This is a genomic window from Bradyrhizobium sp. AUGA SZCCT0182, assembly GCF_018130185.1.
Lineage (GTDB): Bacteria > Pseudomonadota > Alphaproteobacteria > Rhizobiales > Xanthobacteraceae > Bradyrhizobium.
Genome location: NZ_JAFCLY010000019.1, coordinates 66,848 through 87,491 on the forward strand (window position 1 = coordinate 66,848; position 20,644 = coordinate 87,491).

Genomic DNA, 20,644 nt, shown 5'->3' on the forward strand with positions numbered 1-20,644 from the left:
AATACGGCGATGGCGACATCAGAGCGGCGCAAGGGAGATCGCGTCACATTCGAGCGCGGCTATCCGGCGCATATGATGGGCATCGACGGCACCTGGCGGCGTGAATGCGTGATGGAAGACGTCTCCGAGACCGGCGCCAAGCTGACGGTGGAAGGTTCCGTCGAGGGCCTGCATCTGAAGGAATTCTTTCTGCTGCTGTCGTCCACGGGACTGGCCTACCGCCGCTGCGAACTGGCCTGGGTCAATGGCGACCAGATCGGCGTCAATTTCCTGAAGCAGGGCGACAAGAAGAAAAAGGCGGCCGGCAAGCGCGGCGCGGAGACCGCCGAGGCATGAGCCCCGCCGCGCCAGCGTCGTCTTACAGCCGTCATCTGCAATGACTATGGCCTCACAGTCGCTGGATCAGCCGAATCACCGTGATATGATCCCAAGCGCTGATCCGTTTCGAGAAATCCAGGAAATGTCCGTCACGCCCAAGAAAGCCATGGTCCTCGCCGCCGGTCTAGGCCTGCGGATGCGCCCGTTGACCGACCACATGCCAAAGCCCCTGGTGCGCGTGATGGGCCAGCCGCTGCTCGATCACGTGCTGGACAAGCTGGCCGCCGCCGGCGTCGGCGAAGCCGTGGTCAATGTGCATTATCTGCCCGACCAGATCATCGAACATACCGCCTCCCGAACCCGCCCCCGCATTACCATCTCCGACGAACGCGATCAGGTGCTCGGCACCGGCGGCGCCGTCGTGAAGGCCCTGCCTTTGCTCGGCACAGAGCCGTTCTTCCATCTCAACGCCGACACCATGTGGATCGACGGCGTGCGGCCCAATCTGACGCGGCTGGCCGAGACCTTCGATCCCGCGCGCATGGATATCCTGCTGTTGATGGCGCCGACCACCAGCAGCATCGGCTATGCCGGCCGCGGCGATTACTCGATGCTGCCGGACGGTGCGCTGCGCAAGCGGCGTGAACATCAGGTGGTGCCGTTCGTCTATGCCGGCGCCGCGATCATGTCGCCGTCGCTGTTTACAGGTGCGCCCGCGGGCGAGTTCTCGCTGACGAAATTGTTCGACCAGGCCAATGAGCAGGAGCGGCTGTTCGGCCTGCGCCTCGACGGCGTCTGGATGCATGTCGGAACCCCCGATGCGGTGCAGGCCGCGGAAGAGGCGTATCTGGAGAGCGTGGCGTAAGGCGCCGCGTACGACCCGTTATCGTCGTCCCGGCGAACGCCGGGACCCATACGCCGCGGCGGTCATTATGGCAGAAGGCATCTAACGCGAGCATGCAAACGATGGGCCGCGGCGTATGGGTCCCCCGATGTGCAATTGCACATCTGAGGTCAAGGCCGGGACGGCGAACAGAGTTGCGGGCTGCCGTCACCCCACCCATGACCATTGAGCCATCACTCCCTATATTGCCCTGACCTCGAATCAGGCAGCCCATGCGCGTTTTCAGCGTTCCCGTATCCGTGCCGCTTCTGCGCACCGTCATATCGGCGTTGGTCGACGGCCGGTTGGTCGATGGATTCGAGGCGCGCCAGAATCCATTGAACCTGGCGCAGGCGACGCTCTATCTGCCGACCCGGCGCGCCGGCCGGATGGCGCGGGAGATCTTTCTCGACGAGATGAAGACCGATGCTGCGATCCTGCCGCGCATCGTGGCGCTCGGCGATATCGATGAGGACGAACTGGCGTTCGCGGAAGGCTCCGAACAATTCGGCGGCGTGGCGCCGCTCGACATTCCGCCGCGGCTCGGCGAACTCGAGCGGCGGCTGACGCTGGCCCATCTGGTGGCGGCGTGGGCCAAAACGCCGGTGTCGGCGCCGCTGGTGGTCGGCGGCCCGGCCTCGACGCTGGCGCTGGCCGGCGATCTGGCGCGATTGATGGACGACATGGTCACCCGCGGCGTCGACTGGAATGCGCTCGACAAACTGGTGCCGGACCAGCTCGATCGATACTGGCAGCACTCGCTGGAATTCCTGCGCATCGCGCGCAAGGCGTGGCCGCAGCATTTGCACGAAATCGGACGGATCGAACCGGCGGCGCGGCGCGACCTTCTGATCGACGCCGAGGCCGCGCGCCTGACTGCGCACCACAAGGGCCCGGTGATCGCGGCGGGTTCGACCGGCTCGATGCCCGCGACCGCAAAATTCCTGCACGTCGTCGCCAGGCTCAAACAAGGCGCGGTGGTGCTGCCGGGGTTAGATACCGATCTCGATGACGCGGCCTGGCAGACCATCGGCGGCATCAGAGACGCGCAAGGCAAATTCACCACTCCGCCGGCCTCGAACCATCCGCAATTCGCGATGCATGCCCTATTAGACCGGTTCGGCATCAAGCGCAGCGACGTCGAGATTTTGGGCACGCCTGCGCCTGATGGACGCGACGTGCTGGTCTCCGAAACGATGCGGCCGTCGACCGCGACCGAACAATGGCACGACCGGCTGGAACAGCCTGACATTGCCGCGAAGATTTCGGGCGGCATGAAAAACCTCGCGGTCGTCGCGGCGCCCAATCCGGAGATGGAGGCGCTGGCGATCGCGGTCGCCATGCGCGAGGCGCGGCATCTCGGCAAATCGGCCGCGCTGGTGACGCCGGACCGTGCGCTGGCGCGGCGGGTGATGGCAGCACTCGGCCGCTGGAATCTCGAATTCGATGATTCCGGTGGTGACGCGCTGATGGATACCTCCGCCGGAATCTTTGCGCGGCTGGTGGCGCAAGCCGCGGCGAAGGGGCTGGAGCCTCCGACCTTGCTGGCGCTGATGAAGCACCCGCTGTTCCGGCTCGGTGGCGCGCATGGTGCGCTGAAACATGCCATCGAGGTGCTGGAACTGGCCCTGCTGCGCGGCACGCGACCGCAAGCCGGAAGTGGCGGCCTCGCGCGCGACTTCGATCGTTTTTGCGCTGAACTCAGGAAATTGAAAGACGGCGAGACCTCCTCGCTCCATGCGTCCGAGCAACGCGCCAAATTGCGGGATGACGCACTCGATCAGGCGCGAGGGTTGATCTCTGCGCTGCAGCAGGCGCTGTTGCCGCTGGAAAGCATGACGTCGTCGCAGCCCTATGACTTCGCTGAACTGGCGCATCGCCACCGCGAGGTGTTGATGGCCCTGTCATCCGACCAAACCGAAATCGCCGTCGTGTTCGAGGGCGCCCAGGGATCAGCGCTGGCCTCGGCGTTTGCCGATCTGTTGGGCGAACAGAAACCCAGCGGGCTGATGGTCCAGCTCGGCGATTATCCGGAATTGTTCCAGACCGCCTTCGCCGACCGCATGGTGCGGCGGCCGGAATCGGCGAGCGCGCATCTGCACATTTATGGCCAGCTCGAAGCACGCTTGACCGAATCCGATCGCGTGATTCTGGGCGGGCTGGTCGAAGGCGTGTGGCCACCGTCACCGCGGATCGATCCGTGGTTGAGCCGGCCGATGCGGCATGAACTCGGCCTCGATCTGCCGGAGCGGCGCATCGGCCTGTCAGCGCATGACTTCGCGCAACTGCTCGGCCACACCGACGTCATCCTGACCCATTCGGCGAAAGTCGGCGGCGCGCCGGCGGTGGCCTCGCGCTTCCTGCACCGGCTCGAGGCCGTCGCCGGCGAAGAGCACTGGAAGCAAGCCACACAGGCCGGCGAGGATTATGTCCGCTTCGCCGCCGAACTCGACCGGCCGGCAAAGATAGAGCCGATCCCGCAGCCCGCGCCAAAGCCGCCACGTGCGACGCGCCCGCTGAAATTGTCGGTGACGGCGATCGAGGACTGGCTGCGCGATCCCTACACGATCTACGCGAAATACATTCTGCGGCTCGACCCGCTCGATCCCGTCGATATGCCACTGTCAGCTGCCGATCGCGGCTCGGCGATCCATGAAGCGCTTGGCGAATTTACAAAAACCTTCGCCGACACATTGCCGGCCCAGCCTGCGCTCGCGCTGCGCGGCATCGGGGAGAAATTTTTTGCGCCGCTGATGGAGCGCCCCGAGGCGCGGGCGCTGTGGTGGCCGCGGTTCCAGCGCATCGCCGCATGGTTCGCCGATTGGGAAATGGCGCGCCGCGATCACATCCACCGGATCAATGCCGAGATCAAGGGCGAAATCGGTATTCCGCTCGACAACGAACGAACCTTCATCCTGTCAGCCCGCGCCGACCGCATCGAGCAGCGCGCTGACGGCCGCTTCGCGATCCTCGACTACAAGACGGGCCAGCCGCCGACCGGCAAGCAGGTGCGGATGGGACTGTCGCCGCAGCTCACCCTCGAGGCCGCAATCCTGCGCGAAGGCGGCTTCAAGGATATCGGCGCGGATTCGTCGGTCGCCGAACTCGCCTATGTCAGGCTCAGCGGCAACAACCCGCCGGGCGAGCACCGTTCGCTGGAACTGAAGATCAGAAACAACGATACGCCGCAGCCACCGGACGAAGCGGCGGATTATGCGCGGCTGGAGCTGGAAAAACTGATCCGCAAATTCGAAGACGAGAACCAGGCCTACACCTCGTTGAACCTGTCGATGTGGTCGAACCGCTACGGCGCCTATGACGATCTCGCCCGGATCAAGGAATGGTCCGCGGCCGGCGGGTTGGGGATCGAGGAATGGTGAAGGCTCCCCGTATCATTCCTCCCAATGTGCGCGATACCCAGGCGCGCGCGTCCGATCCGGCGGCGTCCTCGTTCGTGTCGGCCAATGCCGGCTCGGGCAAGACCCATGTGCTGGTGCAACGCGTGATACGGCTGCTGCTGGGTGGCGTGGCGCCGGAAAAGATCCTCTGCATCACCTTTACAAAAGCCGCCGCCGCCAACATGGCGGAACGGGTGTTCTCGACGCTGGGACATTGGGTCACGCTCGACGACGCTTCGCTGGATGCCGCGATCAAGGAAGTAGGGATTGCGAATCCCAATGCAAAGCTGCGGAAAACGGCGCGCCAATTGTTCGCCTGCGCGCTGGAGACGCCGGGCGGACTGAAAGTGCAGACCATCCACGCGCTGTGCACGCGCCTGCTGCAGCAATTCCCGTTCGAGGCTAATGTGCCCGCGCGCTTCGCCGTGCTCGACGACCGCGACCAGAACGAGATGATGGAGCGCGCCAATCTCGCGGTGTTTCTGGAGGCGTCGCGCCACCCCGACAGCGCGACCGGCCAGGCGCTCCGCATGGCGATGGCCAGTGCGGCGGACGTGACCTTCAAGGAGGTTGTGCGCGAGGCCTGTCTTAGCCGCGATCATTTCATGGCGTGGACGGACACCGCAGGTGGCGCCCACGTGGCGGCGGGGCAAGTCTCCGCGGCACTCGGTGTCGACCCTGAGGATCGTATTGAGGATGTCGAGCGCGCCATTGTCGATGGACCGAACCTGCCGCGATCGCGCTGGTCGGAGATCTCCGGAATTCTCGACACCGGCAGCAAGACCGACCAGGATCAGGCCGCCCGGCTTCGTGCAGGGCTGGTGTTCACCGGCGCTGCGCAGGTCGACGAATATCTCGGCCTGTTTCTCACCGAGACCGACCGCACCCGCCGCAAATCGGTGGTGACCAAGAAATTCGTCGACAACAATCCGGCCATCGGCCGGCTGTTCGAATCCGAGGCCGATCGCATCGCCCCTCTGATCGAACGCCGCCGCGCCTTGACGGCCCGGGACCGCACCGAGGCGCTGCTGCACATCGCAACCGCTTCTGCCGCGAACTACCGGCGCGAGAAGCTGGAACGTGGACTGCTCGATTATGACGACCTGATCGACAAGACGCTTCGGATGCTGGACCGCGTCTCCTCCGGCTGGGTCCATTACAAACTTGATCGTGGCGTCGATCATGTGCTGATCGACGAGGCGCAGGACACCAGCCCGCGGCAATGGGACATCATCGCGCACATCATTTCCGAATTTACTTCCGGCGCGGGTGCGCGTGATGGCGTGATGCGTACCGTGTTCGCGGTCGGCGACGAGAAACAGTCGATCTTTTCGTTTCAGGGTGCGGCCCCCCGCGAATTCGACCTGCGTCGGCGAGCGCTGAAGAAGAAATTCGAAGATGCCGGCCTGAAATTCGATCCGGTGTCTTTCAACTATTCGTTTCGTTCCGGGCCGGCAATCCTGCATTCGGTTGATCATGTTTTCCGCGAGCAGGAGATATTCCGCAGTATCCACGCGGTCGAGAACGGATACCCGATCCATCATGCGCTGGAAGACGCAGGCCCAAGCCTGATCGATCTGTGGGAATTGGCCGTAGCCGACGACAGGCCAGACATGGAAGGCTGGCGCGCGCCGTTCGACGGCGTCGCCGTGACCAGTCCCGAGGTAAAGCTCGCCCGGCGGATTCAGGCCGAGATCAAATCGCTGGTCGAAAGCGGCACCATGACCGGCAGCGCCAGTGACCGCCGTCCACTGCGATACGGCGACATGCTGGTGCTGGTGCGCCGGCGTGGCAATGCATTCGATGCGGTGATCCAGGCGCTGAAGCACGCAAACGTCCCGGTCGCCGGCGCCGACCGACTCAAACTGACTGAGCACATCGCGGCCATCGACCTGATGAATCTGGCGGACGCACTGCTGTTGCCGCAGGACGATCTGGCGCTGGCGGTGGCATTGAAGAGCCCGCTGTTCGGCCTCTCTGACGACGATCTGTTCAAGCTCGCCTGGCAGCGAAAGGGATCGTTGCGTGCGGCATTGAGCGCGCGCGCCGCGACCGATGGATTGCTGAGGGACGCGCTCTGGCGGTTGGAGCAATGCGAGCGACGCGTCGTCAACGCGACGCCGTTTGCTTTCTACTCCTGGCTGCTGGGCGGCGACGGGGGCCGTGCGCGGATCCTGAACCGGCTCGGGCATGAAGCCAATGATGCGCTCGATGAGTTTCTGGAACTTGCGCTGAGCTACGAGCGCAAGGCGCCTGCCTCGCTGCAGGGCTTCATGGCGTGGCTGCGTGCGGCCGATACCGAGGTCAAGCGCGACATGGAAATCTCGCGCGACGAAGTTCGTGTCATGACCGTCCATGGCGCCAAGGGCCTGGAGGCGTCTGTGGTGTTCCTGGTCGACACCACGACATCTCCCTCGGATACGCAGCGGCTACGACTCATCAACCTGCCGCAGGGCAATGCTGGTCCGCACGCCCCCGGAATCGTGGTTTGGGCCGGCCGCAAGGCCGAAGATCCCCCCGCCCTCGTCACCGCACGGGCGGCGATGCTAGGCGATACCGAGGATGAATACCGCCGCCTGCTTTACGTGGCGATGACGCGCGCGGCCGATCGCCTGATCGTCGGTGGTTGCATGCCCGGCAACAGGAAGGATGTTCGCCCCTCCTCCTGGTATGATCTTATCAGCAAGGGCCTCGACCGTTCCGAATTGCAGCTCGAGGAGATCATGACATCGAGCGGCGTCGTGAAGCGCTATTTGCGGGCCGAGAAAGTCGTGCCTGCCACGGGATCAGTTACGCCGGCAAAGGCGCCATCGATCGATTTTCCATCGTGGTTGCTGACACCGGCGCAGCCGGAGCGTCCGGCGGAGGGTTTGCTGCGCCCGTCCGATCCCGCTGACGACGACAGCCATCCGGTCCGGTCAGGCGAATCGATCCTCGCCCGCGCCAAGGCTCTCAAGCGCGGCACGCTGGTGCACCGGTTGCTGCAGTCGCTGCCCGATATCGCCGCCGAACGCCGCCGCGAGGCCGCGTTGTCCTACCTCGCCCGCAACGCCGGCGGCTGGACCGACGACGAACGGCTCACTCTGGCGGAAAAAGCGCTGGCGCTGATTGCGGATGCGCGCTTTGCGCACGCCTTTGCACCGGGCAGCCAGGCCGAGGTCTCGATCGTCGGACGGCTGGACCGGGCCGGGCAGCCACCGGCGCTGGTTTCCGGCCAAATCGACCGGCTGGTGGTGACCGAGCGAGAGGTTTTGATCGTCGATTACAAGACCAACCACGCCCCGCCCAAGCTGCCTGCCGAGGCGCCGCGCGGCTATGTCCGCCAGCTCGCGCTCTACCGGGCGGTACTGGCAAAACTTTATCCCCAGCTGCCGGTCCGGGCCGCGCTGCTCTGGACCGAAACGCCTGATTTGATGGAGATTTCCGCCCCCGCGCTGGACGCGGCACTGGCATCCTATCATCTCGGCGTGACCGCGCTTGACCCGGCAAGATCGCGTTCATAGGTTCGTCAATATGATCCTAAGGCGCGATTCTCATCCGCGCGCTGTTTTCAACCGAACGAGGTATTCCCATGGCCGTTGGCAAGGTTTCTGACGCCGATTTCGAAGCCGAAGTGCTCAACGCGACCGGGCCGGTGGTCGTGGATTTCTGGGCCGAATGGTGCGGCCCCTGCCGCATGATCGCCCCGGCGCTCGACGAGATTTCCGGCGCGATGGGCGACAAGGTCAAGATCGTGAAGCTGAACGTCGACGAGAGCCCGAAGACGGCCTCGAAATACGGCGTGATGTCGATCCCGACCCTGATGATCTTCAAGGGCGGCGAGATGGCCTCCCGCCAGGTCGGCGCCGCGCCGAAGGCGAAGCTGCAGCAGTGGATCACTGCGGCGGTCTGAGGTTTTTCGCTATCTGATTCGTTGAGCGGCCGGCGATTAGCCGGCCGTTTGCGTTGAGCCATCCCTGATCCGACAGACCATGGTGGCATGATCCCACCATGGATTGACGCCGACCTGCGTGTTCTGCACGCCGAAGCCCGCGTCCCCCAACTCCTGCACGAGATCCGGCAGGAGCTTCAGCGTCCGGTAGGGCCGGCCATTCTCCAACAAATGACCGGTTAGCGGGTCAAAGCGAGCCTTGGCCTCATCGGACTTCGGCAAACCGCACATGCTGCTGACGACGAAAACGCCGCCGGGCCGAAGAATGCGGCGAACCTCCCGAAGGCACCGGGCTCTGTCACTTCCGATCAGGCAATGCAGACAGCTGCCGTCGATCGCGATGTCAAAGGACCTTTCGGGAAAGAACGTCATCTCGCAAACGCTGCCTTGCCCGAAGGAGCCGGAAAGACCGCATGCATCGAACAGTTCCCTGGCCCAGGCGACAGCGATATCGGAAATATCGATGCCGTACACCTCGTAAGCTTGCGGGCCATCCATAGCGATGACGACATGCCATTGCCGCATCCGAGTTCGAGCACTCTTGCGGGCGGCCGCGGAAAGGTCTCGTGTTCCAGCCGATCAAGCGTTGCAGTCATCCGAGCGACGTTCTGGTGATGCCGGCTTCCTGCCCAACCCGAATGACCATCGGCCCGCACACGACGATACGCCTCGTCGTAGTCGGACATCGCTCTTACCCGATCCAACCCGTCGCCAGCGCGGAGGCCAGCTCAAGCTGGCCGTTCTGCCGCGCCAGCGCCGCCATCGCCTCATGGTCGTAGGGCACATGGCGGAACGTCACGCGCCAGGATCCATCGGCCAGTTCGAGGATCGCATAGCGCGCGTCCGGCGTGCCGGCTTCGATCACATGCGGAAACGGATGGGTGTCGCGATAACCGGGTGAGCCGACGCTGCCGGGATTGACGATTCTGCGGCCATCGCCAAGCCGGACGGTGCGCGCGACATGGGTGTGGGCGCACAGGATCAGCGGCTGCGTGATTCCAGCGGCTTGCTTCTCGATCGCATCCGGCGACGACATGCAAACGGTACCGTCGGGAAGCACGGTCTCCAGCCAATAGACTTCGTCGTGCGCAGGCGTGGCGTGACAGAGAAACACAAGGTCGCGATAGACGCGCGTCGGCGGCACCGCGCGCAGCCAGTCGAGATGAGTCTTGTCGAGTTGCGCATGGGCCGGCCGGTCCCAGGAACCCATCTTCTCCGGCGGCCGGTCTATCAGATAGCGGTCATGGTTGCCGAGCACGTGCACGGCATCGAGCGCGATCAACGCATCCATCGTGCGCCGAGCGTCGAGCGGGCCGCTCGCCATGTCGCCGAGATTGACGATCTCTTTGATGCCCTGCGCGCGGATGTCGGCGATGACAGCTTCCAGCGCGAGATAGTTTCCGTGCACATCGGCAATCGCGGCAAAACGCATGGTGCTTCCAGTCCCGTCTAAGTCTACGTGCCCCGGATGCTGCGCAGCGCGCTCAGGATCGCGCTTCGCGCGACTCCGACGGTGCGCTGCTGATCCGGGGTCCAGATGGGTCCCGGCTCTGCGGAGCAGCGTGAAGGACGCTGCACCGCGTCCGGGACACGAGGGTGTTATGCAGGCGGCGTGCCATTGGCGGCCAGCACATGGCCCGCGAGGTATAGCGATCCTGTGATCAGGATGCGCGGCGGCACTTCATAGGCGAGTTTCGACAGTGCCTGAAGCGCTGCTTCGACGCTGGCGGCATTTTCCACGCGCATGCCGAGGGCGCGGGCGGCATCCGCCAGCCGGTCCGGCGGCATCGACGCTGCCATGGCCGTCGAGCTCGCATTGTCGCGGCCCGGTATCGGCACCGCCATGATATGGCGCGTCAGCCCGGCAAAATTGGCGAGGAACGCGCCGGCATCCTTGTTAGCCATCATGCCTGTTATGACGACCAGCGGCCGCGACACCCGTTCTTCGAGATCCCCCAGCGCCGCCGCGGCGACGCGCCCGCCTTCGGCATTGTGTCCGCCATCGAGCCAGATCTCGCAGCCCTGTGGGCCCTGCTCGACCAGCGCGCCCGAAACCAGGCGCTGCATCCGCGCCGGCCATTCGGCGTTGACGATGCCGGCCTCGAAATGGGGCATGCCGATCTTGAAGGTGTCGAGCGCACGCAAGGTCGCGATCGCGAGCCCGGCATTGTCGAACTGATGCCGGCCGAACAGTTTTGGCGCCACCAGATCCATCAGGCCGCGATCGTCCTGATAGACCAGCCTGCCGCGCTCGACGCTGACATGCCATTGCTGGCCGGCCGCATGCAGCGGCGCGCGCATGCGGCGCGCATGCGCCTCGATCACCGCCATCGCTTCCGGCGCCTGCTCGGCGCAAACCACCGGCGCATTGCGCTTGATGATGGCGGCTTTCTCACCGGCGATCTCGGTCAGCGAATTGCCGAGGAATTCCGTATGATCCATGCTGACCGGCGCAATCACGCTCGCAATCGGCGCGTCGATCACATTGGTGGCGTCCAGCCGTCCGCCGAGGCCGACTTCCAGCAGCACGACATCGGCCGGATGCTGTGCAAACAGAGAAAACGCCGCCGCGGTTTCGATCTCGAAAATCGTGATCGGATCGCCATTGTTGGCGTGTTCGCAATGCCCGAGCACGGCGCACAATTCATCGTCATCGACCAGCACGCCGCCACCGCTGCGGCCAAGACGAAAACATTCGTTGAGCCGCACCAGATAGGGCGAGGTATAGACGTGGACGCGCAGGCCCGCGGCTTCCAGGATCGCGCGCAGATAGGCAATGGTGGAACCCTTGCCGTTGGTCCCGGCGACATGGATCACCGGCGGCAGCTTGCTTTCAGGGTGATCGAGCCGCGCCAGCAGGGCCTGCATGCGATCGAGGCTGAGATCGATGCGGCTGGGATGGAGCGCCGACAGCCGCGCGATCAATTCGTCGAGCGAAGGCTGCGGTCTGGCGGCGAGTGCGTTCACGCGTGCGGTGCGGCCGGCACCGCTTCCGGCGCCGAGACGATCTGGGCCGGGTCGGTGACCTGCAGCACGGCTTTCGACGCAACCTCAGGCGCCGGCGACTTCGTCAGCAGCCGGCACAGCCGCGCCAAGGTGGGACGCATTTCGTGGCGGTGCACCACCATGTCGACCATGCCGTGGTCGCGCAGATATTCGGCGCGCTGAAAACCTTCCGGCAGTTTCTCGCGAATGGTCTGTTCGATGACGCGCGCGCCGGCGAATCCGATCAGCGCACCGGGCTCGGCGATCTGCACGTCGCCCAGCATGGCGTAGGATGCCGTGACGCCGCCGGTGGTCGGATTGGTCAGCACGACGATGTAGGGCAGTTTTGCTTCGCGCAGCATCTGCACGCCGACCGTCGTTCGCGGCATCTGCATGAGCGATAAAATGCCTTCCTGCATCCGCGCGCCGCCGGAGGCGGCGAACACGATGAACGGCGATTTCTTTTCGACCGCGAGCTCGAGCCCACGCACGATCGCTTCACCCGCGGCCATGCCGAGCGAACCGCCCATGAAATCGAAATCCTGCACGGCCACGACGACGCCGGCGCCTTCGAGCTTGCCATAGCCGACCTTGATGGCGTCGTTCAATCCGGTCTTGGCGCGCGCATCCTTGATGCGGTCGGCATATTTGCGCTCGTCGCGAAACTTCAGCGGATCGGCGGTCACGTCGGGCAGCGCGATATCGTACCAGGTCTCGTTGTCGAAGATCGACTTCAGCCGCGCCACCGCGCCCATGCGCATGTGATAGTTCGAACCGGGAATCACGAACTGGTTGGCCTCGACGTCCTTGTAGAACACGAGCTGCCCGGAATCCGGGCACTTGATCCACAGATTCTCCGGCGTCTCGCGGCGCAGGATGCTGCGGATCTTCGGCCGGACGACGTTGGTGAGCCAATTCATGTTTCGCTCCGAAATGCGGTTGGACGCATCAGTTGCAATATATGGCGGCCCGGGTCTGACCCGACAAGCCGCAGGTACCGCCTCAATCTACGCCAAAATGGCCTATTCTGCGGCCTGTTTGGCACCCCGAACCCCCTGAGCCAGGGCGGCGACGAGATCGGCCACGGCGGGTACGGTCTTGGCGGTGGCGCGCCCCTCGGCGTCGAGGCTGCCGCGCAGGGCATCGACCAGGGCGGTGCCGACCACCGCGCCATTGGCGTTCTCGGCGATCGCGCGCGCGGCATCCGGCGTCCTAATACCGAAGCCGACGCACACCGGCAGCTTGGTGTGCCGCTTGATCCGGGCGACGGCTTCACCGACCACGTGGGAATCGGCGCTGGCGCTGCCGGTGATGCCGGTGATCGCGACGTAATAGACAAAACCCGACGTGTTCGCGAGCACCGCCGGCAGGCGCTTGTCGTCGGTGGTCGGCGTCGCCAGGCGAATGAAATTGAGCCCGGCCTTCATCGCCGGCAGGCACAGCTCGTCGTCCTCTTCCGGCGGCAGGTCGACGATAATCAGACCATCGACGCCAGCGGTCTTCGCGTCGACAAGGAACTTGTCGACGCCGTAAATGTAGATCGGATTGTAATAGCCCATCAGCACCAGCGGCGTGGTGTCGTCGTCCTTGCGGAAGCCGCGCACCATCTCCAGCGTCTTCTTCAGGGTCATGCCGGCTTTCAGGGCGCGCAGGCCCGCCGCCTGAATCGACGGCCCGTCGGCCATCGGATCGGTAAAGGGCATGCCGATCTCGATCATGTCGGCGCCGGCCTTCGGCAGCGCCTTGAGGATGTCGAGCGAGGTTTTCGGATCGGGATCGCCAGCCATCAGGAAGGTGACGAAAGCCGAGCGGCCCTGCTTGGCGAGTTCGGCGAAGCGCGCGTCGATACGGGTACTCACTTCTTCTCACCCTTCAAGATTTCGGCGACCTGCGGGATGTCCTTGTCGCCGCGGCCCGAGAGATTGACGACCATCAGATGATCCCTGGGCCGCTTCGGCGCGAGTTCCACAACCTTGGCGATGGCGTGTGCCGATTCCAGCGCCGGGATGATGCCTTCCAGCCGCGACAGCAATTGGAACGCGGCGAGCGCCTCGTCGTCGGTGGCGCTCAGATAGGTGACCCGGCCGTTTTCATAGAGCCAGGAATGCTCCGGCCCGATGCCGGGATAATCCAGTCCCGCCGAGATCGAATGCGCGTCCTGGATCTGGCCGTCATCGTCCATCAACAAATAGGTGCGGTTGCCATGCAGCACGCCGGCCCGGCCGCCGGCGATCGAGGCCGCATGCAGCTGGGTCAGGCCATGGCCTGCCGCCTCGACACCGAAAATCTCGACCGAGGGATCGTCGAGGAAGGGATGAAACAGTCCCATCGCATTGGAGCCGCCGCCGATGCAGGCGACCAGCGAATCCGGCAAGCGCCCCTCGGCCTCCTGCATCTGCTCGCGGGTCTCGTCACCGATCACGCACTGGAAGTCGCGCACCATCATCGGATAGGGATGCGGCCCCGCGATCGTGCCGATGCAGTAGAAGGTGTTGTGCACGTTGGTGACCCAGTCACGCAGCGCCTCGTTCATCGCGTCCTTCAGTGTGCGCGTCCCTGATTGAACCGGGATCACCTTGGCGCCGAGCATTTCCATGCGGAACACGTTGGGCGCCTGACGCGCGACGTCGACCGCGCCCATATAGACGATGCATTCCAGCCCGAACCGCGCGCACAGCGTCGCGGTGGCAACACCGTGCTGGCCGGCGCCGGTCTCGGCGATGATGCGCTTCTTGCCCATCCGGCGCGCGACCATGATCTGGCCGAGCACATTATTGACCTTGTGCGAGCCGGTGTGGTTGAGCTCCTCGCGCTTGAAATAGACTTTCGCGCCGCCGAGATGCTCGGTCAGGCGCTCGGCGAAGTACAGCGGCGACGGCCGTCCGACATAGTGCTTGAGAAAGCCCTTCATTTCCGCAGCGAACGACGGATCGGCCTTGGCCGCGATGTAGGCCTTCTCCAGATCCAGGATCAGCGGCATCAGCGTTTCGGCGACGAAGCGGCCACCGAAATTACCAAAATGCCCGCGCTCGTCGGGGCCGGTGCGGAAGGAGTTTGGCAAGGAGTTCGGCTGACCTGGATTCATCGGACCATCAATTCTTCGGTGGCGCGCGCGGCGCGGATAAAATCGCGGATCATGTCGGGATCCTTGACGCCGGGCGAACGCTCGACGCCCGAGGACACATCGACGCCGCCCGCACAGGTGACGCGAACGGCCTCGGCGAGGTTGGAGGCGTTGAGCCCGCCCGAAACCATGAACGGCAGTTCGAGGTCGAGCTTCTCAAGCAGGCGCCAGTCGAACACGGCCCCTAACCCGCCCGGGCGGGTGGCCTCTTTTGGCGCACGGGCGTCGAACAGGATGCGGTCGGCGACCGCAGCATAGCCCGCAAGCGGCACGAGATCGGCCGCGGTCTCGACCGGCAGCGCCTTCATCAGCGGCAGACCGAATTTCGCCTTGATGTCGCGCAGCCGCGCGGTGGTTTCCTTGCCATGTAGTTGCAGGATGTCCGGCCGCAGGGTCTCGACGATATTCTCGAGCGTCGCGTCGTCGGCATCGACCGTGAGCGCCACCTTGACGGCGCGGCCCTTGGCCTGCTTGCCGAGCTCGCGCGCGGTCTCGAGGCCGACATGCCGCGGCGACGGGGGGAAGAACACGAACCCGACCATATCAGCGCCAGCCCCGAGCGCGACGTCGAGCGTCTCGCGCGTGGACAGGCCGCAAATTTTGACGAGCAGGGACATGGTCTCTCGGGCGCGGCTTTCAAGCCGTGAAGTGCGGGTTGGAACGGAGCTGTTTGGGCGGGTTCTACAACGTCGCGCCCTGCTTGTCTCGCCCGGCGGCCCCGTAAAAGCCGCGCGGCGCCGGTGCTGCAAGCTGCGGCACGCCGCCCCGGGAGACGGCCGCCGCGGCGCGCAGATCGGCTATTTCCGACCGCGCCCGCCGGGCCTCGGCCTCGTGCTGGCGTGCGGCGCGGCGCCAGCGGCGCTGGCGGAACCAGGTCGCCGAGCCGCCCGCCGCGACCCCCAAAATCGCGACCGCAATAATCACGACGAACAGCGGCATCGACACCGCGACCGACGGATTGACGGAATCGAACGGATCGAACGACACCGTCACCGAATGACGGTTGGCGACCGCAAAGAAGATGAAGATGACGCCTAAGGGAATGACGACCAGCGCCGAGAAGAATTTTCGCATGACCATATCTCGCAGTGCGGACTCTTGAAGCAGCTGACATCGGCGAGCACGTGTCCCGCAACACGGCACCCGATCTTCAGAACCCGGTGGAGTCTTTTATTTGACGCGTTCTCTTCACGCGAACCGGGCCCACTTCGCTTGAAAACGCTATGGTTACGCGCCGGCCTCGGGCGAACCGCCCTCGCGGTTCAGCCGCTCACGCATTTCCTTGCCCGTCTTGAAAAACGGGACGCTCTTCTGATCGACCGGCACATGCGCGCCGGTGCGTGGATTGCGCCCTGCGCGGGCTGGACGATGCTTGACCGAGAAAGCGCCGAAACCGCGGAGCTCGACACGGTCGCCGCGCGCCAGGGCAGCGACGATCTCATCGAGAATCGCGTTCACAATGTTCTCCACATCCCGCTGATAAAGATGCGGGTTGTGCTCGGCGATGCGCTGAACAAGTTCGGATTTGATCATCGAGACTGGGGTCCACTGTCGTGCGGACTTCCATTTCCGTGAAAATGCCTTGAACTGTCAAGACGCTAAATCAATTTTGGGCCACGCGAAATGACGTGACAAATGGCCCGGAAAGGGGTTGTCGCAACACCCGCAATGCGGGAGGACCGCGCCAAACCTCGCTTGCGCGGGTTCAATTGGAGGCCGCGGGCCGCCAAAGTGCCAGCATACCGTCCAATGCCAGCTGGTCGACGGCACCTGTGACGCCGGCCTGCTCGATCTGGCGCGCGATCGCGCTCAGGCCGAGCGCATCGAAGCTGACGGACGCGACTGCGCGCAAGAAAGTCATGTCGCCAAACCGCGGGGTCAGCTTGAAATCGCGCACCGGCAGATCGCTCTTGATCTTCTTCTCGGCGACCAGCCATGCCACCGCGGTTTTCTCATCGCCGAGCTGATCGACCAGCTTCAGCTCGACCGCCTGGCGGCCGGTGAACACGCGTCCGTCCGCGACTTTGTCGAGCAACGCCTCGTCCATGCCGCGCCGCGCCTTCACGAGGCCGCGGAACCAGGCGTAAGAGTCCTTCACCAGCGCGTCGAGCGCCGCCCGCGCCTCCGGGCTGGTTGGCTCAAAGCCGTTCGGCGCCGCCTTCAGCGGCGAGGATTTCACTTCCTCGACCTTGACGCCGACGGTCTTCATCAACTCGGTGAAATTCGGAAACTGAAACAGCACACCGATCGAGCCGACCAATGAGCTCTGCTGGGCGATGATATGATCGGCCGCAAGCGCCCCGATGTAACCGCCCGAGGCGGCCAGCCCTTCGACCACCACGACCAGCGGCTTCTTGGCCTTCAGCCGCGTCAGCGCATCGTAAAGCTGCTCGGAGCCGGCGGTGGTGCCACCCGGCGAATTGATGTGCACGATGACGGCGGCGGCCGACGACTTCTCCAGCCGCTCCAGCGCCTCGACGCGTTGCTGATCGCTGCGAATGAGGCCTTCGATATTGACGCGGGCAATCGAGCCGGACACCGACAGCGACGAGCGGCCGGCGGGTGTCGCCAGCACACCGACGACAACGACCGCGGCAAGAACGACCACGGCCGCCACCAGGCGCCAGAAAGTCAGCTTGCGGCGTATCCTGCGGCGATCGACGATCACGTCCGAATCGAGCGACATCGAAATTCTCCTGGGGTCGGCAGCGCCGTTTTGCCTTCGCAGCGTCACCAGCGCATTATCCAATTACATCAATTGCGATGCAATATGAAGAAAACAAGGCCCAGTTGTCGTCCCCGCGGAGGCGGGGACCCATAACCACCAATCCTGATTGTCGCGCCAGGCTGGAGCTCCAGTTTTTCACAACCACAAACCCCTGTGGTTATGGGTCCCGGCGAAGGCCGGGACGACACCGGTGCAACAAAAAAGGCCCCGGTCGAAACCGGGGCCTGGTCTTTGCGAACAGGGAAGCTGTGCCTACTTGTCGCGGTTCTTGAGCGCGGTGCCGAGAATGTCGCCCAGCGTCGCTCCCGAATCGGAGGAACCATACTGCGCGATGGCTTCCTTCTCTTCGGCAACTTCCAGCGCCTTGATCGAGACCTGCACCTTGCGGGCCTTCTTGTCGAACTGGATCACGCGGGCATCGACCTTCTCGCCGACGGCGAAACGCTCGGCGCGCTGATCGTTGCGGTCGCGGGCGAGTTCCGACCGCTTGATGAAGGTCGAGAAATCGGTACCCGAGATCTTCACCTCGATGCCGGCTTCCTTCACTTCGAGCACTTCGCAGGTCACGACTGCACCCTTCTTGACGTCGCCAGGCTCTGCGAAGGGGTCGCCTTCGAGCTGCTTGACGCCGAGCGAGATGCGCTCCTTTTCGACATCGACGTCGAGCACCACGGCCTTGACCATGTCGCCCTTCTTGAAGTTGTCGATCACCTGCTCGCCCGGAAGCTTCCAGTCGAGGTCGGAGAGATGGACCATGCCGTCGACGTCGCCGTCGAGACCGAGGAACAGACCGAACTCGGTCTTGTTCTTGACCTCGCCTTCGACGGTCGCACCGACCGGGAACTTCTCGACGAAGACCTCCCAGGGGTTGCGCATGGTCTGCTTGAGGCCGAGCGAGATGCGGCGCTTGACCGAATCCACTTCGAGAACCTGCACTTCGACTTCCTGCGAGGTCGAAACGATCTTGCCGGGGTGCATGTTCTTCTTGGTCCACGACATTTCCGAGACGTGGATCAGGCCTTCGATGCCTGGCTCCAGTTCGACGAACGCGCCGTAGTCGGTGATGTTGGTGACGCGGCCGGTGAAGCGTGCGTTCAGCGGATACTTCGCCTCGATGCCCTGCCACGGATCGTCCAGCAGCTGCTTCATGCCGAGCGAGATACGGTGGGTCTCGTGGTTGATCTTGATGATCTTGACCTTGACGGTCTGGCCGATGGTAAGCACCTCGGTCGGGTGATTGACCCGGCGCCAGGCGATATCGGTGACGTGCAAGAGGCCGTCGATGCCGCCGAGATCAACGAACGCACCGTAATCGGTGATGTTCTTGACCACGCCGTCGATCACCTGACCCTCTTCGAGGTTCTGCACCAACTCCTGGCGCTGCTCGGCGCGGGTCTCTTCGAGAACCGTGCGGCGCGACACCACGATGTTGCCGCGGCGGCGGTCCATCTTGAGGATCTGGAACGGCTGCGAATTGTTCATCAGCGGCGCGACGTCGCGGATCGGGCGGATGTCGACCTGCGAACGCGGCAGGAAGGCCACCGCGCCGTCCAGATCGACGGTGAAGCCGCCCTTGACCTGGTTGAAGATGACGCCGTGAACCTTCTCGTTGTTGTTGAAGGCCTTCTCGAGCTTGCCCCAGCTCTCCTCGCGGCGCGCCTTGTCGCGCGACAGCACGGCTTCGCCGAGCGCATTCTCGATCCGGTCGAGGAACACCTCGACTTCGTCGCCAACCTTGAGTTCGCTGTCGCGGCCGGGTCCTGCGAATTCACGCAGCGCCACGCGGCCTTCGGTCTTCAGGCCGACGTCGATGACGGCCATGTCCTTTTCAATTGCAACTACCTTGCCCTTGATGACGGAGCTTTCCTGCAAATTGCCGCCGGCGAAGGACTCGTCCAGCATCGCAGCGAAATCGTCGCGGGTAGGATTATAAGAAGCAGCAGTCGAAGCCATTTGTTCTCCAGATGCGGGTATCGCCGGCCAGTCGGGTTAAGGGGCGTATCGCGCGTGAAGTGTCAGGGGTCCGCAAACCCTAACGACCGCCGTTTGCGGGAAATCGCAAATGGCGGGCCGGCAGCATGCCTGCACGTTCGATACGTTGATTTATCCGGAGCCTGAAACGAGCGTATCGACTTCAAGAACCTGGAGCGGGCTTTCCTCCAATGACGGCAGGGGTTCAAACCTCCTGCCGGCCCGCTCGGACAGCCCTGATCTCATCGATGGCGGCCCGGATGGCCGGTGATATAGCCCCAAGGGGTCTTTTCGGCAAGCGGAAATGCCCGATTTACGGGGCTTTAGGGCTGACGGACGCTCGCCATGGGCCCATGTTTTCAACGCCTTGTTCACCGCATGACGCAAAAGGCCCGCAGTGTCAGGCGCGATGGAACCCGGCCTTAAGTGCCGCCCCCCAACGATGGCACGGTTCAAAAACAGGGGGAGTGCCACCATGAAGAGCCTGATCGCGATGACAGCCATCGCCGCCTTTACCGTCGCTACGGCCGTTGCCCGCAAGCCGGCCTATTTTGCGACCGACAAGGCGATTGCCGCGGCGAAATCGAAGCCCGTCCTGATGGCCGAACAGCGATTGCCGTTCGACCGCGACCGCTCGAAGAACTGAACCGGAGACTTCACCGCCTGGCGCGGACAGCCTCGACGATCGCGATCGCGGCGCGAACGCCGCCTTCGATATCGAGATTGGAATTGTCCAGGACATGCGCATCGGGGGCCGCCTTCAGAGGCGCCGCGGCCCGATTGCGGTCCCGCTCGTCGCGCTTGAGAATATCGGCCAGCACCAGCGCTTCATCCGCCGCTTCACCCCGCGCGAGCGCTTCCAGCGTGCGGCGGTGGGCCCGCACCTTTGGGTCGGCGACGACGAAAATCTTCACTTCCGCATTCGGGCAAATCACGGTGCCGATGTCGCGCCCGTCGAGCACCGCGCCGGGCGGATCTGCCGCGAACTGGCGCTGAAAACTGACCAGCGCTTCCCGTACCGTGGGGATGGCGGAGACCACCGAAGCAGCATCGCCGATCCGCTGCGACTTCAGTTCGGGATGGCCGAAGTTTTCCGGGTCGAGCGCCATCGCGGCGGCGACGGCGCGGGCTTCATCGGTGAGATCAAAACCCTGGTCCAGCAGCATTTTGGCCACGGCGCGGTAAATCACGCCGGTGTCGAGGTGGTGATAGCCGTAGTGCTGCGCGAGCCGCTTGCCCAGCGTGCCCTTGCCCGAGGCGGCGGGTCCGTCGATGGCGATGATCATGAGCGCCATGTGCGACAGAG

18 protein-coding genes are annotated in these 20,644 nt (G+C 64.2%); 6 read left to right on the forward strand and 12 right to left on the reverse strand.

Annotated elements, in window-relative coordinates; translation table 11 throughout:
* Nucleotides 1-9: 9 nt before the first annotated feature.
* The 5 genes from JQ611_RS20670 (at nt 10) to trxA (ending at nt 8,491) form a co-directional block, all read left to right on the forward strand.
* Nucleotides 10-336 carry a PilZ domain-containing protein gene (locus JQ611_RS20670; RefSeq protein WP_212032028.1) on the forward strand — a complete coding sequence of 109 codons (327 nt, stop codon included), beginning with the start codon at nt 10-12 and terminating at the stop codon, nt 334-336.
* 124 nt (nt 337-460) lie between these two features.
* Nucleotides 461-1,183, forward strand: a complete 723-nt coding sequence (locus tag JQ611_RS20675; RefSeq protein WP_212386302.1) for a nucleotidyltransferase family protein — start codon at nt 461-463, stop codon at nt 1,181-1,183.
* 251 nt (nt 1,184-1,434) lie between these two features.
* Nucleotides 1,435-4,581, forward strand: coding sequence for a double-strand break repair protein AddB (addB, locus tag JQ611_RS20680; protein WP_212466432.1), 3,147 nt, complete (start codon nt 1,435-1,437; stop codon nt 4,579-4,581).
* Nucleotides 4,575-8,102, forward strand: a complete 3,528-nt coding sequence (gene addA / locus JQ611_RS20685) for a double-strand break repair helicase AddA (RefSeq protein WP_212466433.1) — start codon at nt 4,575-4,577, stop codon at nt 8,100-8,102. The genes addB and addA overlap by 7 nt, the downstream gene beginning before the upstream one ends.
* 68 nt (nt 8,103-8,170) lie before the next feature.
* Complete coding sequence (gene trxA, locus JQ611_RS20690) at nt 8,171-8,491, forward strand: thioredoxin (protein WP_192736238.1); 321 nt, start codon at nt 8,171-8,173, stop codon at nt 8,489-8,491.
* Nucleotides 8,492-8,527: 36 nt separating this feature from the next.
* On the opposite strand, the gene JQ611_RS20695 is transcribed toward trxA, so the two are convergent.
* The 11 genes from JQ611_RS20695 to rpsA all read right to left on the reverse strand — a co-directional run bounded on the left by JQ611_RS20695 (nt 8,528) and on the right by rpsA (nt 19,320).
* On the reverse strand, nt 8,528-9,055 hold the full coding sequence (locus JQ611_RS20695; RefSeq protein WP_212466434.1) for a class I SAM-dependent methyltransferase: 528 nt from the start codon (nt 9,053-9,055) through the stop codon (nt 8,528-8,530).
* Nucleotides 9,056-9,221: 166 nt separating this feature from the next.
* Nucleotides 9,222-9,962, reverse strand: coding sequence for a metallophosphoesterase (locus tag JQ611_RS20700; protein WP_212264068.1), 741 nt, complete (start codon nt 9,960-9,962; stop codon nt 9,222-9,224).
* Between the two features lie 167 nt (nt 9,963-10,129).
* Entirely contained in the window at nt 10,130-11,497 is a 1,368-nt protein-coding gene (locus JQ611_RS20705) for a folylpolyglutamate synthase/dihydrofolate synthase family protein (protein WP_212264069.1), read from the reverse strand.
* The gene (accD, locus tag JQ611_RS20710) at nt 11,494-12,435 is read right to left on the reverse strand and encodes an acetyl-CoA carboxylase, carboxyltransferase subunit beta (protein ID WP_212264070.1); all 942 of its coding nucleotides are present in this window, start codon (nt 12,433-12,435) and stop codon (nt 11,494-11,496) included. The genes JQ611_RS20705 and accD overlap by 4 nt, the downstream gene beginning before the upstream one ends.
* A gap of 102 nt (nt 12,436-12,537) precedes the next feature.
* Nucleotides 12,538-13,374 (reverse strand): tryptophan synthase subunit alpha, encoded by an 837-nt coding sequence (gene trpA, locus JQ611_RS20715; protein ID WP_212264071.1) that lies wholly within the window; start codon nt 13,372-13,374, stop codon nt 12,538-12,540.
* Nucleotides 13,371-14,600 (reverse strand): tryptophan synthase subunit beta, encoded by a 1,230-nt coding sequence (trpB, locus tag JQ611_RS20720; RefSeq protein WP_212466435.1) that lies wholly within the window; start codon nt 14,598-14,600, stop codon nt 13,371-13,373. Before trpB ends, trpA begins: the two co-directional genes overlap by 4 nt.
* Nucleotides 14,597-15,256, reverse strand: a complete 660-nt coding sequence (locus JQ611_RS20725; protein ID WP_212466436.1) for a phosphoribosylanthranilate isomerase — start codon at nt 15,254-15,256, stop codon at nt 14,597-14,599. The genes trpB and JQ611_RS20725 overlap by 4 nt, the downstream gene beginning before the upstream one ends.
* A 64-nt stretch (nt 15,257-15,320) precedes the next feature.
* Nucleotides 15,321-15,713 carry a lipopolysaccharide assembly protein LapA domain-containing protein gene (locus JQ611_RS20730; protein ID WP_212264073.1) on the reverse strand — a complete coding sequence of 131 codons (393 nt, stop codon included), beginning with the start codon at nt 15,711-15,713 and terminating at the stop codon, nt 15,321-15,323.
* 153 nt (nt 15,714-15,866) lie between these two features.
* Complete coding sequence (locus JQ611_RS20735) at nt 15,867-16,172, reverse strand: integration host factor subunit beta (RefSeq protein ID WP_192736230.1); 306 nt, start codon at nt 16,170-16,172, stop codon at nt 15,867-15,869.
* A 172-nt stretch (nt 16,173-16,344) separates the two neighbouring features.
* The gene (gene sppA, locus JQ611_RS20740; RefSeq protein WP_212264074.1) at nt 16,345-17,325 is read right to left on the reverse strand and encodes a signal peptide peptidase SppA; all 981 of its coding nucleotides are present in this window, start codon (nt 17,323-17,325) and stop codon (nt 16,345-16,347) included.
* Between the two features lie 294 nt (nt 17,326-17,619).
* Nucleotides 17,620-19,320 carry a 30S ribosomal protein S1 gene (gene rpsA / locus JQ611_RS20745; protein ID WP_192736228.1) on the reverse strand — a complete coding sequence of 567 codons (1,701 nt, stop codon included), beginning with the start codon at nt 19,318-19,320 and terminating at the stop codon, nt 17,620-17,622.
* Between the two features lie 493 nt (nt 19,321-19,813).
* Here rpsA and JQ611_RS20750 point away from each other — a divergent pair, with 493 nt between their 5' ends.
* Nucleotides 19,814-19,984, forward strand: a complete 171-nt coding sequence (locus JQ611_RS20750; protein WP_212466437.1) for a hypothetical protein — start codon at nt 19,814-19,816, stop codon at nt 19,982-19,984.
* A gap of 10 nt (nt 19,985-19,994) precedes the next feature.
* On the opposite strand, the gene cmk is transcribed toward JQ611_RS20750, so the two are convergent.
* The gene (cmk, locus tag JQ611_RS20755; protein WP_212466471.1) at nt 19,995-20,624 is read right to left on the reverse strand and encodes a (d)CMP kinase; all 630 of its coding nucleotides are present in this window, start codon (nt 20,622-20,624) and stop codon (nt 19,995-19,997) included.
* Nucleotides 20,625-20,644: the final 20 nt, after the last annotated feature.